Source organism: Hoylesella shahii (assembly GCF_937990675.1).
In the GTDB taxonomy this organism is placed as follows: Bacteria; Bacteroidota; Bacteroidia; order Bacteroidales; family Bacteroidaceae; genus Prevotella; species Prevotella shahii.
In genome coordinates this window covers 1-15,670 of record NZ_CALKQY010000056.1, presented here as the reverse complement: position 1 = coordinate 15,670, position 15,670 = coordinate 1, and the positions used below count along the sequence as shown (strand labels likewise).

Below are 15,670 nucleotides of genomic sequence, written 5' to 3'. Positions count from 1 at the left end.
AAGCAATGACTGCAATATAAAACATGTGATAAACACTATTATTACCAATTGGGGGTGAATAGTGGTTGGGTGATATTTTTAACCCTCATAGTTCATTAGAGCCTAAACAGATTTTGTTTTATTGTCGAGCAGATTGCCTGTCTTTGTAACGTAGGTGTAGCTGACTACGTCAAAGTGCAAAGACATATAAGATACCGACAAGATAATATAAGATGTTAGGAAACAACACAAAAGCAAGAATTCTGGAAACATTGTGGTTTAATTACCGATTTGGGTTTAACGCATATATTATAATAGGTGTGTTAGTGTAAGTGGAAACCATCCTTACCTATAATAGTGCATCGCTTCAGAGAGGTGTAGATGTATCACGTATGTCTTGTTAACCTGGTGTACCTCTTTGTGTGGTTAATGTGTTTCATCCTGTTTTTGGGTCAACGTAAGGGCTGGGTCTCTGTATTGCTTCCTCGTTAACGCTGGATTTTGATAGATGTTGTATAGCAAGAAAATCTATTAAAAGCTATTAAGAATTTTATAAAGTATATTCTTAATAATTGAATTTAAACAGATAAAAGATTAAATAAATACGAAAAATAGAGTATTCCTAACTCTGTCTTTATAGCTCATGCTTTACGTTTCTTAAATAGTTAATACAAAGAGTTGTGAATAATACTAAAAGTTCGCGTTCTTCTTGCTTTTTGTGTCTAGCTTTATGCTTTCTTCGTGTTTTTCGTATGCTTCTTTTGCTTCTTTAATTCAGGGTTTTGCAATTTTTATTTGTATGCCTATTCTGTAAACGCTTGTTTAATAGTATTTTAGTGTTATTTATGTAGATTCTTCTTATTAGCAATTTGTTTTTGTTTGTTTATTGGCTTATTATCTCGTGGCTTGCTTTACTTGTTTTTATTCGCTTCGTTTTGGTTGATGTTTTGAATATAAATTACGAATAACCGAAGAATGTTTTAGCTTTGTTTCTTGTTTCCTTTTTCTTTAAAATATAAAAAACTGTATAGAAAATAATATTTTATGAGGTAGTTGTTGTTTGTTACATTTATTTTAACTAACTTTGCGCTATATTATAGACAACATTACGAAAGGCTGCTGTCAACTAATATCAGAATGAACAACATCGCCACGCCAGAACATTGAGCTTCTAATGGGATTATAACCTAAATATATCAGAGATGCAAAATACATGGCTTGGCAGAGTAAGAACCATTTATAACAACACATTAAGCACGGCCATAGAACACCGAAGCAAGTAAACACACTCAATTAATAAAATTGATATGCCGTACAGATGGCAAAGACCATGAAATAAAAGCCGCAGAGCATATCATGAAGACATAACTTAATAAAAGTATCTAGTATGAAAATGTATTACAACTTACGGATGCTAAGCAAATATCCGTTACGGTTATTCGTTGCCTTACTTATGGCGTGGGGTGGCCTTCCTGCCTCTGCACAGGATGCATTGATCAATCCTCAGTCGGGTAATCTTATCACTGCTTATACCCATCAAGCGCTAGAGGTGGGCTTCCAGGCAGGCTATGGCTCGTATTGGCAACACAAACAATTGCCAATCACTTATTCTTGCTCCGACTATCCTAAGCTTTCTAAAGATGGGGTGTTGCGTAATCACACTTGTAACTTTTTATATTATAAAAAAAATGGTGAGGATAAGCTGATTCATGTTGTAGGTGTTTCGCCAAATTACTCTTCCATCGCATTACCTAAGGGATATAAGATTACAGGTTATAAAATCGTAATTAGAGATGGGTTGAATAAGCATGAAGACCATGCCATATTGGATGATGTTTTGCCCACCCTGCCATTTGGTCGTAGAAAGCCTTGGTTTTTTGGCGAAGTTGATAAATTGGATATTATAGAGAACAGCGAGACTGGTGGTATTTATAGTATACCTAAGTTTCGTGAAGCACAAAAAATAACAATCTTACCTGGTAAACCAGGTCGCAGCTACAAGATAGAACGCAAGGGAGCAGACATGGGTAATATTCTTTATTTCTGTTTTGCAGGTAATATGGAAAATAATAATCTCGCTGGATTTGTTTACGATACCATTCAAATTTCGTTTACAGCTAACGATGCGTTCGAAAACAAACTAATTCCTGCTGTAGAACATAGCATTCCTGTTAGCCTTTCAGAAAATCCATTCTTATTGGGTAAAACCGATGTGGGTAAACTGAGCTTACACACAAAAAATGGTAAGTCTTTTTATAGTTACGACCAACGTCAAACTTGGGAAACAACTGCCAGCATTAACCTTTATGAACAAGGGGCTACTGATGGTAACACCTGGGATGGCACAAGGGGTAATAAAATTATTACGTATGTCCATTCTAAAGACACACGGGGTGATTCGTGGTACGCTTTAAAGCCTGGAACTTATTTTGTGGAAGCACCTACTACGGCGAAAGTACAGGGTGAAAGTGGAGACGTAAAAGTGCCTGTGGGATATCGCATCACAGGCGTTAAGTTCGAACATAAAAAAGGAGAATATGGAACTTCTGGTTTTAAACTAAAATCCTATAGGTCAAAAGGCAACTATCTTGATGCAGACTTGAAAGGAGTTAGTTCTCCTAATCAAGGGGCAATATGGCATCGAACAGGTACCGACGAACTATATACCATTATCAATGGTGAACCATACTATTTGGTATACGGAGAGCAGCCACGTGGTGGTTACGATATAAAACTAGAGTTGTCTAAAGAGAATAAGCATGCTACTTATCTTTTTGAAGGAGATACACCTTATATATGGGCAAAGAATGGTTTTAACAACGATACTAAATATTGGCTTCACGCGCCAAATAATCATAATGCATGGCTTAAAGCAGACAAAGGTCAGGGTAGGATGAAAACAGTGCCTGTTCAAGAAACTAAACAACAATCAGACCCATTCCGCATAAGTATTGGTGATGTAAAAGGGGAATTTAAAACCGTGGTAGATGTTGACGATAAGCTTCCTAATGGAGAAATCTCGCTAGATGGTTATAACAACGACGCTGTTAAATTCCAAATTGAAGCTCTACCTGGCCATCCTGACCCAATAGCGTTGTTGAACATTACCGTGAAAATGGAGGCACTTAACCCCTATATCGACTCGGTGGATGTGGTGTGTACAGGTGCATACAACGTCAAGATGAAACGTACCTTCCACGCGAAAGACTTCCGCTTAGGTGGTAAAGAGTTTATTTATAGGGTACCTGTGGGCTTCTCTGAAAATCCCAAACTACCATTCTCGTTTGAAATACTCAAGTCGAAATATGCAGATAATACGTATTGGGACCAGGCTTCTCGTCACCATTCGCGCTTTAGTTTTGTGGGCTCTGAATACTATAAGACAGTGAGAGACGATATCTACGGTAAATCCGATATTGTTGCCAATTATCCCTATGAAAAGAAGGTAATAGCCTTAGAGGCTGGAAATGTGCCTTTCCCATTTAATAATGCGGCAGACTTGTCTAACACTAGTACAATGAAACCCTCTGCATACTTCTCTGAAAATATATTTACCTATGATGGTTATAATAATATGACCGTTAAAGACGAAGCGGGACACACGATTAAAGGCAACTATTCGCAAGATAATGCCAAACTTGAAGGTAATCAAACAAAAACAATGTACCTATATACCACCGATGAAACAAGGTACAATATTGCGCCTACAAAGAAAGAACTACACAGGGTATTTGCTTATTACCACACTACAATTACCCTGAAGTTCCAAAATTATGAGGCTAAGGTTAAGTGGATACCGCTCTACAATAATCCGATGTTCTATAAAGATAAGGATAATAAGCATTTCGCGTCTAAACCTATGTTTGGTGTAGAGATACAAACCACTGAGTCGGGATTTGAAGGACAGGAACATCAGTTTGGTGCTACTAGTGAGTTTGGATACCTCACGCTCGACCAAATTGTGAAGGTGCTAGAGGAAGCGATAAAACAACATCCTGGACCTAATGTGCCTAAAGACTTGAGTGAAGTGCTTTATGTAGATGCATCTAAATTGTTTGATATTATACCCACTAGGCACGACCAGCAGTTGCCACCAATCCTTGAAGGCTTGCGCGCAAAACTTGCAAAGAACGCCTTGATATATCTGCCTTATCGTGCTGCAGTGTTGGCCGATGTCCCTCAAACGGCTTTGCAAACAACAGATGGAACAGGCTTTGGATGTAAACATAATCTTGTTATCACCGATAAAATGCCGTTCTTCGCACCCCACGATATTCAGTTAAATTCTGATTGTTACGCTAGCTATACACGACGAGTTACATCGCAAGGTAAGGGCCGAGTTGACTATGCCACGCTGGTGTTACCCTATGGCTTGACTGTTAATGATGATGGTGTGCATATCAACAATGCTGGCGATGCTTCGCAGTTCTGTATGGGTACGATATATAAAAACACATTGGTGTATAAAGATGGCGATAAGAATAACCATGAAGGTGGCGACTATGGTATTACGGCACACTTAAAAAAGCTTGATACTGGTAAGAGTGAGGCCAATAAACCGTATATCATTAACATCTTGCCTGGATTCGGTGATGCTAACGTATCGTTCGTAGCCAATGAGAAGGGAGCGTTGATTAAGAAAACGCCTGACGCACCCTCTGGTTTGCTTGCTAGTGATGCGGTTAACTGCAAGATAAGAAATGTGAATACGTCTCTCAAGAGTTATTACACTTATGCAGGACATAAGATAAGCAAGCACGGAAACGAAATGGTGTTCTACTTCTCGCTCAACAGGTTTGTTGCATTTATGAATCTTAGATCGGATACTTTATATCTCTATCCCTTCCGCTCTGTGTATTATGCCGACAATTATAAGGCGCTTCAGTCTAAAGGGTTTAACTCTTTTGGACTTACCTTTGACGATGCTGAAGACGTAATGCCAACCGATATACAGGATGTACAAGAAGAAATTGTGCTTAAAGTAACTGTTGGGGCAGGGCAGATAACGGCAGAAGCAAGCAAAGATGTTCCGCTCAATATATTTAATTTGTCGGGACAAAGTGTTGCACGCACTATGATAAAGGGCGGTGAAACGCGAACGTTCTATCTGGCACCTGGTGTGTATATGGTGAACGGGAAGAAGATGATTGTTAACTAAATATGATACAACGATGAAAAAGAAGAAGTACATAATGCCTCGCGTACTGACGCTCGACGTAACTATTGAAAAACATTTAGCCGCGGGTTCGTGGCAGTCGGATGAGCCAGGAGCAAAGGCTGGCGATTCGTTCGAAGAGGAATTTAATGCTGATGAGGATGCTGATTTTAGCTTACCTCCAATGTAATTGCACTAATGTAATAGCACTAAGGCGGGTTTACGACGGATGTCGAAACCTGCCTTTCTTTTTTCTTCTAGTAGCTACTGGTTGGTTTTATATTGCAAGTAAGGGGGAGAGAGCCGACAAACACATCCAAGAAGCGAAGATGCCGACTTGAAATAGGTGCAAAGTGGCGTCTTGCGCTATTGGGACTTAACGTGGTTGTGATGTTTTGAAGGTGGTCTTAGGTTATGAAGTAAAGTATTGCGATAATAAATTATGCATAGTTTGGTGAGGAAATTTCAGGGTTTATAAGTTAATTAAGTGTAAAATTATAGGTAGGTTTAAAATATTGTTCATGTAGTTAGTGTTTTGTCTTATATTTTAACTATCTTTGCAAAGAGTTATAGATAATGAAAAGGATGCGTACTGTCAACTAATATCACAATGAACAACAACGCCATGCCTAATAAACATAAAAACTAAAAAGAATAGAGCCTACGCAAAACGAGCAATCCCTAGGGAGTTGCTGTTGTATAGACAATTAAACAATACAGCTAGCATAAGCACAAAGCGCTGTGCAAGCAAACATAAACACCATAAAAAATAATCCGATATGCCGCCAAGCATGCGAAAGCCATGAGAAACAGTCGCAGGGCATATCATGAAGACATAATTTAATTTAGGAATTAATGATGAAAATGTATCGCCGATTGCGGATGTTAAGCAAACATTCGCTATTGTTTCTAACGGTCCTATTCGTGGTTTTGAACTGCTTACCTGTGGCAGCGCAGAACGCAACTATCAGTCCTAAACTCGGAAACCTTATCTCTGCCTATACACATCAGAGTTCTGAGGTTGGGTTTGAGTCGGGGTATGGCTCGCTTTGGCAGCACAAGCAGTTGCCAATTACTTATTCTTGTTCTGATTTTCCCACGCTGTCGAAAGATGGCGTGTTGGGTAATCACACTTGTAACTTGCTGTATTATACCAAGAATGGACGGGAAAAGATGATACAAGTGGTGGGCCCCGCACCAAATTATACATCCCTTGCTTTGCCAAAGGGATATAGGATTACGCGTTATAAAATCATTATTTCAGATTCTTTGGATGCAACTTCAGACTATAGTGTTTTGGATGGTCGAATAAAAGATTTGAAGTATGGTAGGTATAGCGATTGGTATTTTGGCGAAGTGGCTAAGAATGATATTAGGCCTAATAGTGAAGCTGCCAATTACCAACGCCCAACTTATCGTAATGGCGCATATGTAAGAATACCACGAACTGCACAAAAGAAATCTTACACCATCGAACGGAAAGGCGAAGACATGGGCAATATTCTCTATTTCTGCTTTTCAGGAAATACTCATAGACTCAGTACTGCCGGCATTGCTTATGATAGTATTCAAATTTGGTTTACTGCAGACAAAGAGATTGAATGTACACTTTTACCAAATGTGGAACACGAAAACTATGTTAGTCTTTCAGAGAATGTGATGACACTTGGTAAAACAGATGTTGGGCATTTGAAATTATTCGAAAAGAGAGGTACAAAATACTATGGTTATGATCAAAAACACAGTTTGGAGATGACTGCTAGTGTCAATCTTTTCGAAGAAGGGGCAACAGATGGAGAAACGTGGGATGCTACTCGTGGTAACAAAACAATTAAATGCGTGAAAAGTAATGATGCAAAAGGCGACGAATGGTATGCTCTGCGTTCGGGAACTTTCTATATTGAAGCGCCAACATCTGCACGTGTTCAAGGAGAAAGTAAAAACGTGAGGGTGCCTGTTGGTTATCGCATCACAGGGGTTAAGTTCGATTATAAAACTGATCAATACAAGAAATGTGGTTTTAGATTGCGTAATGGCAACACTTATCTAGATAGCGAACTCAAGGGCGTTGCTAGGGAAAATGCTGCTATATGGCATCGCACATCTTACAATGAATTGTATACATTGGTTGATGGAGCGCCCAAATACTTATCGTATAAGATGCCGTGGGAGTCTGGTTATATTGCCCGAGCAAAATTAACAGACGACAATAAACATGTTAGGTTAGATGAAAATAATAATTCGTTCTACCTCTATATTAAAAGGTATGAAGGCACAGAGAGTAAATTTTGGCTAAGCGTAAAGCCAGGAGAAACGGCGTATTTTACAGAAGCAAGAAATCAACAACTAAGAGTCGAAGCTGTTGAGATGGTTGATAATTCCACCCCGTTCCGCCTCATTACTTATGATAAAAAGGGCAATTATAGGTCTACTGTGGATGTTTCGGATGAAACTGGTGGTGGTTTTGAGCTTCGTGATTACAATAACGATGCCATCAAGTTTAGAATTGAGGGCACAAGTCATGTGGCCAATCCCACTGCGTTGTTGAGGATAACGCTGTACATGGAGGCGCTTAATCCTTATATCAATACGGTGAATGTGGTGTGCAACGGCAAATATAATAAAGTTGTACGTACTTTTGAGGCGCAAGACTTTAATCTAGGAGGAGAAAAGTTTGTGTATAAGGTGCCAAAGGGCTTGTCTGATCAAACAAAAGTGCAATTTTCGTTCGATAGTTTGAAGTCTGAATTTGCCGATGAAACCTATGGCTATCCTCATGTTCCTCATCATTCGCGTTATAGTTTTGTGGGGTCTGAATATTATAAGACGCTGCAAGATAGGCTTTACGACCATGTGGATCTTGTGGAAAATTGCGATTATGGTAAGAAAATTTCTGTTAGCGCTGCTGGAAATATCGCGTTCCCATTTAATAATGCTGGTGAACTGTCGAACACCAACAAGCTAAAGCCTTCTGCCTATTTTTCTGAAAAGCCTTTTACCTTAGATGTTTACTCGAAAACAGAAGGTGAAGAGGTGACAATTATCGATGGTCAAGTTAGTAAGAAAAAAGCAAAAGGTAATTTCTCGCCAACCAACGCGCAGCTACAAAATAAGGAAACAAAAACGATGTATCTGTACACCACAGACGAAACGCGCTATAATATTGCGCCAACAAAGGGGGAACAGCACAGAAGTTTTGCTTATTATCAAACCACTATAAAGCTTGAGTTCGCTAGTTATACGGCTAGGATTAAGTGGGTGCCACTTTATAATAAGCCTATGTATGATAAAGATGATGCGCATAAGCGTCATCTGGATGATAAAATGTTTGGCGCTGAGATTCAAACCATTGAGTCGGGTGTTGATGGTAACAAACCTCAAGAGGGTGCAACTAGTGAGTTTGGTTTCCTTTCGCTTAATCAAATTATTGAAGCGCTGGAGGATACTATACGTAAAGACGGTGGCGTAAATGGGCCTAAGTCTCTCAAAGAAGTGCTTTACATTGATGGTTCAAAGTTGTTTGACATCTTGCCCGTGAGTCAAACTCAAGATTTGGTGCATAAGCTCGATAGTTTGCGTGGGTTACTGGCAAGTAATGCGTTGATATACTTGCCTTATCGTTCAAAAACCTTGGCTAGTGTTCCTAATACGGCGCTGAAATACGAAGGAAAGCCTGGTTTTGAAGGTAGAAACAATCTTGTTCTCGTTGATAAAATGCCTTTCTTTGCACCTTACGACATTCAGTTGCGCCCCGAATGTTATGCTAGCTATACACGAAATATAGCTCCAGCATTTCATGGTAGGGTAGACTATGCCACACTTGTGTTGCCTTATGGACTTACAGTTGGTGCAGATGGCATACACGAGAATAAGGGTGAAGAAAAATCGAAGTTCTATATCGGTAAGATTGCTAATGGGGCGGTAGTCTATAATAAGAATGATAAACGCAATCATGAGGGTGCTGATTATGGTGATATGACCAAGCTAGAGAAACTAAATACTGGCAAGAGCGAGGCTAATCAGCCTTATGTTATAAAGGTTTTGGCGGCGCAGGGGGCTACGAACGTGTTTTTTGTGGCTAGCGAGAAGGGAGCACTTATAAAGAAAACGCCTGAAGCACTGATGGGATTGGTTACTAGCGATGCGGTTAGCTGTAATATAACAAATGTGACTACGTCTCTCAAGAGTTATTTCACATACTCTGGACGTAAGATAAGTAAGAGTGGAAACGAGATGGTATTCTATTTCTCGCTCAATAGGTTTGTTGCATTTAAGAATCTTAGTAAGGATGATTTATTCCTATATCCCTTCCGTTCGGTGTACTATGCCGATAATCACAAGGTTCTTCAGTCTAAAGGTTTCAATTCGTTTGGAGTTACCTTCGACGATGTTGATGATGTAACGCCAACCGCTATACAAGACGTACAAGAAGAGGTTGTGCTGAAAGTAACCCTTGGTGCTGGGCATATCACAGCTGAAGCAAGTAAAAATATTCCGCTTGATGTGTTTAACCTGTCGGGACAATGCGTTGTTAGAACGTTGATAAAGGCAGGCAAACCACAAACGTTCTATCTTGCGCCAGGTGTGTATTTGGTGAATGGAAAGAAGATGATAGTAAATTAAATAAAAGCAGCGATGAAAAAGAAGAAGTACATTATGCCTCGCGTGCTGATGCTTAGCCTTGTTGTTGATACTAATTTTACAGCAGGTTCGTGGCAGTCGGATGAGCCTGGGGCAAAGTCAAATAATTCTTTTGAAGAGCAGATAAATCCTAATGAGGATGGTGGAGATGTTCTGCCTTATGCAGGATAGGTGCAAAGACGAACTTACGATGTGTGTCGTAAGTTCGTTTTTTCTTTTCGTTGTTGTTCTTATTATGGAGCTTTGTCTGGCGCATAACTGTGTGTCTGAAATGCTCAAAAGCTCGACGGGCGATTTGTAGGCTATATATTCTTTGTTGGTTTATATAGGTTCGCGGTATGGCAATATGCTTGTTGTGTTTATGTTTGGTATGTTGTGTTCGTTTTTATTGTAATAACTGTGTGTTATATTCAATAAATACGAAGTGGAGTTATCTTTAATGTTTTTTGTTTCGTTGTATATAACTAAGGGATGTTATGCATGAGTTTTTTTGGTTTTGGTGGTGTTGTATTTGTTTTAAATGCTTTTATTATAGTGTTTTGTCGCTAATTTGTGTGTTAGTTATCTGTTAAGAACGATAACAATTGTTATCAAATAAACATGTTGTATAATATATATATGACATTTTAAATGTAAAAAATAGGAAATGTAAGAATTATTTTCTTTATACTTTATTATTTGTTGTGTTTTTTAACTACCTTTGCAGCGCGTTATGACAATGTGATGGAATGCAATTGTCAACTAATATCACAATGAATAACATTGGCACACCTGAGAAACATCATACTCAAAATGTTCACAGCCTACTCGAAGGCAAGTAAAGTCTAGCTGATTGCCAACGAATATGTCGCAAACAATGCAGTATTCAAGGCATTAAAAGGCGTGCAAACAAACACTTATACAGTAAAAACGAATACTGATATGCCTCACACAGGGCCAAACCATGGAGAACAGCCTAAGAGGTTATCATGATGACATAAATAAATAAAGGTATCAATAATGAAAATGTATCACAACTTGCGAATGTTAATTAAACATCCGTTAATGTTAGTCGCAGCCCTTTTAATAGGTTGGGGCTGCTTGCCTTTGTCGGCACAGAATGCTACGGTCAGTCCGCAGCTGGGTAATCTTCTTGCTGCTTACACTCATCAAAGCAATGAATTTGGTTTTGAGGGTGGTTATGGTTCGTACTGGCAGCACAATCAGTTGCCTATCACCGTTACATGTTCTGATTTTCCTACGCTGTCTAAAGATGGTGTATTGAGAAATCATACGGGTAACTTTCTTTATTACAAGCCTGTTGGTTCTGCAGATGGTAAAGAAAAGTTTCTTTTTATCTCAGGCACAGCCCCTACTTACTTGTCTATAGCTATGCCAAAGGGATATAAAATAACGAGCTATAAAATCGTTATTCACGACGGACTTACTCCTCCAGACACCATGAATTTAAATCACCGTATACCCAAATTGCCATTTGCGCGTGCTACGAATTGGAATTTTGGAGAAGTGGATAGGTCTGCCATTAGGCCAAATAAAGAAACAGAAGGAAAATATCTAGATCCCCAATTCCGCAGAGGCCAGCATGTTGTTATAAATAAAGACATCGCTGGGAACACTTATGAGATTTCACGTAAAGGCGACTTGGGTAACATTCTCTATTTTTGTTTTTCAGGTAACAGGGGTTGGTGGAAATCTGCTGGAGTTTATTTAGAACTCGTCGAACTGACATTCTCTGCTGGCAATACATTCGAATATCCTCTAACGCCAACAATCGAACACGAAGATTTTGTTAGTTTATCTAGCAATAACATAACACTAGGTAGAACTGATGTGGGCAATTTAAAATTGCGTACCAAGAATAAAGCCACCTTGTATAGTTACGACCAATGGGATGTTCGTGAAATGACTGCCGACATCAGACTTTTTGAAGAGGGAGCCACAGATGGCCTTACTTGGGATGCTTCTAAAGGTAATAAAACCATTAAATGTGCAATTAGTAATGATGCTAAGGGGAACGAATGGTATGCCTTACGTGCTGGTACATACTATGTAGAATCGCCCACAACGGCTAATATACAGGGCGAGAGTGGCAATGTTCAGATGCCAGTCGGATATCGTATCGTTGAGGCTAAGTTCGATTATAAAAAAGGTAGCTATCGCAAGCCAGGCTTTATGCTTCATAGAGGACGTGTTTATTTGGGAAAAGATCTTAAAGGCGTTGCCGAAGGGGATGCCGCAATATGGCATCGCACTCCTGGTGATGAGGTTTATACAATTGTTGATGGTAAACCTCAATACTTGGTTCTTGAAAAAAGACGTCAGCAAAACAATACCTTCCTAGCTGAATTATCCGAAAAGAATAAAGCTGTTAAACTTCTAAAAGAAGGAACTACTTATTATTTTTGGAAATCAAATCCACATGGTGGAGAAAAGTTTTTCTTATGCGCGAAACAAGGAGAAACTGCTTATTTCCAACATAATGGCGGGGAAAGATTATACGAAACAGCCCCTAAAGGCCAAGAAGAGTCAACTCCATTCAACATTATTACCTATAGTGCAGATGGTAAACAGGGTACTACGCATGTTATTGGCAATCGCACCAAAAATAGCAGTATCATTCTTAGTGGTCTTAACAACGATGCCGTTAAGTTTAAGATTGAAGGTAACGGAGAAGCCGCAGATCCCACAGCCTTGTTGCGAATTACTTTGTATATGGAACCTCTTAACCCATACATCAAGTCGGTAGATGCGGTATGCGAACACGAAGGCATAGAGCTTTCGCGAACTTTTGAGGCGAAAAACTTTACTCTTGGTGGTGATGCTTTCGTTTATAAAGTGCCTAGAGGCTCTTCTACTTCGGTAAGTTTGCCCTTCAAGTTTAGAAACTTAACGTCTGAATTTGCAGATAATACTTATGGTAAATTGTCTAAAGGCGGAAACTCGCGATATCATTTTGTGGGTTCAAATTACTATAACGCTGTAGCAGACAATCTATATACCCATGCAGATTTGGTGGCCTCTTCAGATAATTATCAAGATAAAATCGAAGTTAATGTGGCTGGAAACATTCCATTCCCATTCAACAATGCTGCCGAATTGTCTAATAAGGTTAAACGTCCAGAATCGGCCTACTTGTCTGAAAAGAATTTCACCATAGATAATTATAAGTCTGTTTTTATAAAGGATGAACGAGGTAATAAGATATATGGCAATTACTCTGCTGATAACCTCACGTTGAAAGCGAACGAAACAAAGACGATGTATCTATACACTAGCGACGAAACACGCTATAACATCGCTCCTACTCAAGGTGAACAGCACCGTGCCTTTGCTTATTATTTCACTACGATAACGTTGAAGTTTCAAGACTACGACCCCGTGGTGGAGTGGGTTCCTGTTTATAAAACACCTATGTATTATAAGAATGACAAGGAAAGTCACTATACCCCAGGCATTATGTATGGTGCTGTGATAAAGACCACTAAGAAAGACGACGATGGCAATATGCATCAAGAGGGCGCAACAAGCGAGTTTGGTTACCTTACTGTTGACCAAATTCTTGGAGCGATGAATAAATCGATAGCCGAAAAACATGGCGTGGGAGCGCCTAAAAGTCTTAAGGATGTGCTCTACGTAGACAATACAAAGCTGTTTAACATCTTGCCTGCTAATGCCAAAGAAGATAGGGTACACAAACTCGATAGCATGCGAATGCTTTTAGCAAGTAATGCCATTATCTATCTGCCTGTTACAGCAGAGGCTTTGGCTAGTGTGCAGCATACAGCATTGAAATTGAAAGAAAACAAAGGTTTTGAAGGTAGAACCAACTTTGAGTTAATCGACAAAGAACCGTTCTTTGCGCCATACAGCATCCAACTTAAAGACGATTGTTATGCTAGCTACACGCGTAAGGCAACCTCGCGAAACATGGGTCGTGTAGATTACGCCACCCTTGTGTTGCCCTTTGGCCTAAGCGTTACTCATAAGGGCGTGCATGCCAACACCGTTGGTACTCAATGTGAGTTCCGCATGGGTAAGATACAAGATAACTCTTTTACATATAAGGCCAAAGACAAAGCAAACCACGAAGGCGCTGATTATGGAGTTAAAGCCAAGCTTGCTGTCCTTGGAAAGGAAGGTAAGAGCTATGCCAATACGCCTTATATCATCAATATTGATAAAGCCTACGGTAATGGTGACGTGTCGTTCGTAGCCACCCAACCTGGTGCACTTATTGAGAAAACACCAGATGCTTTTGAAGGAATGGTTACAGGAAATGCAGCTAAGTGTCATATAGCTGGCCCTTACACCCAAATAAAGAGCAGTTATACCTATGCTGGCCATGTGATAGATAGAGCTTCAAACGACATGATATTCTATTTCTCCCTCAATAGATTTGTTCTGTCTGCCAATCTTAGGAAGGAAAAGAGTAAATTGTACCTCTTCCCATTCCGCTTTGTTTACTATGCGGACAATGGTCAGGCGCTCTTAGCTAAGGGATTCAACTCGTTTGGACTAACTTTCGACGAGGACGACAACCTAACGCCTACCGATATACAAGATGTGCAAGAAGAGATTGTGCTGAAAGTAACTGTTGGTGCAGGGTTGATAACAGCCGAAGCGCGCAAAGATGCACCGCTTAGTGTGTTTAACTTGTCTGGACAGTGCGTAACGCGTACAATAATAAAGGCTGGCGAAACACGAACCATCCATCTCGCACCAGGCGTGTATGTGGTGAATGGTAAAAAGATGATTGTTAACTAATAATGATACAGCAATGAAAAAGAAAAAGTACATAATGCCTCGCGTACTGATGCTGAAACTTACTATTGAGACACAATTGGCCGCAGGCTCGTGGCAGTCAGACGAACCAGGAGCAAAGTCTGACAACTCGTTTGGTGAGGATATATATCCCGATGAAGATGGTGGCAACACCTTGCCTCGTGTAGAATAATCATTAAGGTGGGTTTTCGATGGATGTCGCAAACCCGCTTTTGTTTTCTGTCCGCGTAGTAATCTGCAACAGCCACGTACCAATGCGCAGCGCTATCAAGAGACAATGTGCAAGACAATCATGCAGAAGTCTGCGCCACAGCCATGTTCCAATGCACAGCGCAACCACGTATCCATCCTCAACGCAGCCAAGGGGCTTCTCGCAACGCAAAACTCAGCAGCGATAAGCACACAAAAAAGTGCAAGATGCGCTTAGGCCTCTTGCACTTTCTTTATTATTCGTCTTAAAGCGTAAAGCTTACAGCAAGGCTTTGAATTTAGCATCCAATGTTTCCTTGTTGGTAGCACCCACAAACTTGTCTACCAGCTGTCCGCCTTTGAAGAACAAGACGGTGGGAATGCTACGTACTCCAAATTCTGATGCGATTTCGTCGTTCTCTTCTACGTCGCATTTTCCTACAACAATCTTACCATCGTAGTCAACTGCCAGTTCCGAGATAACAGGGCCAAGCATTTTGCAAGGTCCGCACCATGTTGCCCATAGGTCAACTACCAATGGCAATTCGCCATTCTTGTAACTCTCGAAGTTTTCTGTTGTGATTTTTACTTCCATAATGATGTATTCCTTTCTTATTTGTTACTAATCTATTTTTGGGTTTGTTTTGTATATCTTCTTTTAGTGCAAACACTGTGCCATAAAATGTTTGTTAAGTCTATTCCTTTTTCTTTCCAATTGGTTTAAGTGTTGCAAAGTGCACTCATTGTACACAATACGTGTTGGCGAGTGAGTTTCTAGGCGATGTGTTGTTACGTGTCAGCCATGTGCAATAATGTCATGTGCAATAATGTCATGTGCAGCTGTCAGTTTAATCCAAATCGGTCATTAAAGCCTAAACAGATTTTGTTTTATTGTCGAGCAGATTGCCTGTCTTTGTAACGTAG

Annotated in this window: 7 protein-coding genes; 6 read left to right on the top strand and 1 reads right to left on the bottom strand. The window is 39.9% G+C overall.

From position 1 onward, the window contains the following. Positions 1-1,366: 1,366 nt before the first annotated feature. The 6 genes from QME03_RS08235 to QME03_RS08210 all read left to right on the top strand — a co-directional run bounded on the left by QME03_RS08235 (position 1,367) and on the right by QME03_RS08210 (position 14,729). Entirely contained in the window at positions 1,367-5,137 is a 3,771-nt protein-coding gene (locus tag QME03_RS08235; RefSeq protein WP_281724050.1) for a hypothetical protein, read from the top strand. A gap of 13 nt (positions 5,138-5,150) precedes the next feature. Beyond that, a complete protein-coding gene (locus QME03_RS08230; protein ID WP_273113789.1) occupies positions 5,151-5,324 on the top strand; it encodes a hypothetical protein in 174 nt (57 codons plus the stop codon). A 665-nt stretch (positions 5,325-5,989) separates the two neighbouring features. Continuing rightward, positions 5,990-9,757 (top strand): hypothetical protein, encoded by a 3,768-nt coding sequence (locus QME03_RS08225; protein WP_281724049.1) that lies wholly within the window; start codon positions 5,990-5,992, stop codon positions 9,755-9,757. A gap of 12 nt (positions 9,758-9,769) precedes the next feature. Then, positions 9,770-9,946: a hypothetical protein gene (locus tag QME03_RS08220; protein WP_170116102.1), complete on the top strand. Its 177-nt coding sequence runs from the start codon at positions 9,770-9,772 to the stop codon at positions 9,944-9,946. Between the two features lie 873 nt (positions 9,947-10,819). Then, positions 10,820-14,539, top strand: a complete 3,720-nt coding sequence (locus QME03_RS08215; RefSeq protein WP_281724048.1) for a hypothetical protein — start codon at positions 10,820-10,822, stop codon at positions 14,537-14,539. Between the two features lie 13 nt (positions 14,540-14,552). Further along, the gene (locus QME03_RS08210) at positions 14,553-14,729 is read left to right on the top strand and encodes a hypothetical protein (RefSeq protein WP_281724047.1); all 177 of its coding nucleotides are present in this window, start codon (positions 14,553-14,555) and stop codon (positions 14,727-14,729) included. A 297-nt stretch (positions 14,730-15,026) separates the two neighbouring features. On the opposite strand, the gene trxA is transcribed toward QME03_RS08210, so the two are convergent. Continuing rightward, the gene (gene trxA / locus QME03_RS08205; protein WP_281724046.1) at positions 15,027-15,341 is read right to left on the bottom strand and encodes a thioredoxin; all 315 of its coding nucleotides are present in this window, start codon (positions 15,339-15,341) and stop codon (positions 15,027-15,029) included. Between the last annotated feature and the right edge of the window lie 329 nt (positions 15,342-15,670).

Bases quoted from the DNA above. Each gene is read 5' to 3' on its own strand.
- QME03_RS08235 (WP_281724050.1), top strand. From the start codon at position 1,367: ATGAAAATGTATTACAACTTACGGATGCTAAGCAAATATCCGTTACGG.
- QME03_RS08230 (WP_273113789.1), top strand. From the start codon at position 5,151: ATGAAAAAGAAGAAGTACATAATGCCTCGCGTACTGACGCTCGACGTA.
- QME03_RS08225 (WP_281724049.1), top strand. From the start codon at position 5,990: ATGATGAAAATGTATCGCCGATTGCGGATGTTAAGCAAACATTCGCTA.
- QME03_RS08220 (WP_170116102.1), top strand. From the start codon at position 9,770: ATGAAAAAGAAGAAGTACATTATGCCTCGCGTGCTGATGCTTAGCCTT.
- QME03_RS08215 (WP_281724048.1), top strand. From the start codon at position 10,820: ATGTTAGTCGCAGCCCTTTTAATAGGTTGGGGCTGCTTGCCTTTGTCG.
- QME03_RS08210 (WP_281724047.1), top strand. From the start codon at position 14,553: ATGAAAAAGAAAAAGTACATAATGCCTCGCGTACTGATGCTGAAACTT.
- trxA (WP_281724046.1), bottom strand. From the start codon at position 15,341: ATGGAAGTAAAAATCACAACAGAAAACTTCGAGAGTTACAAGAATGGC.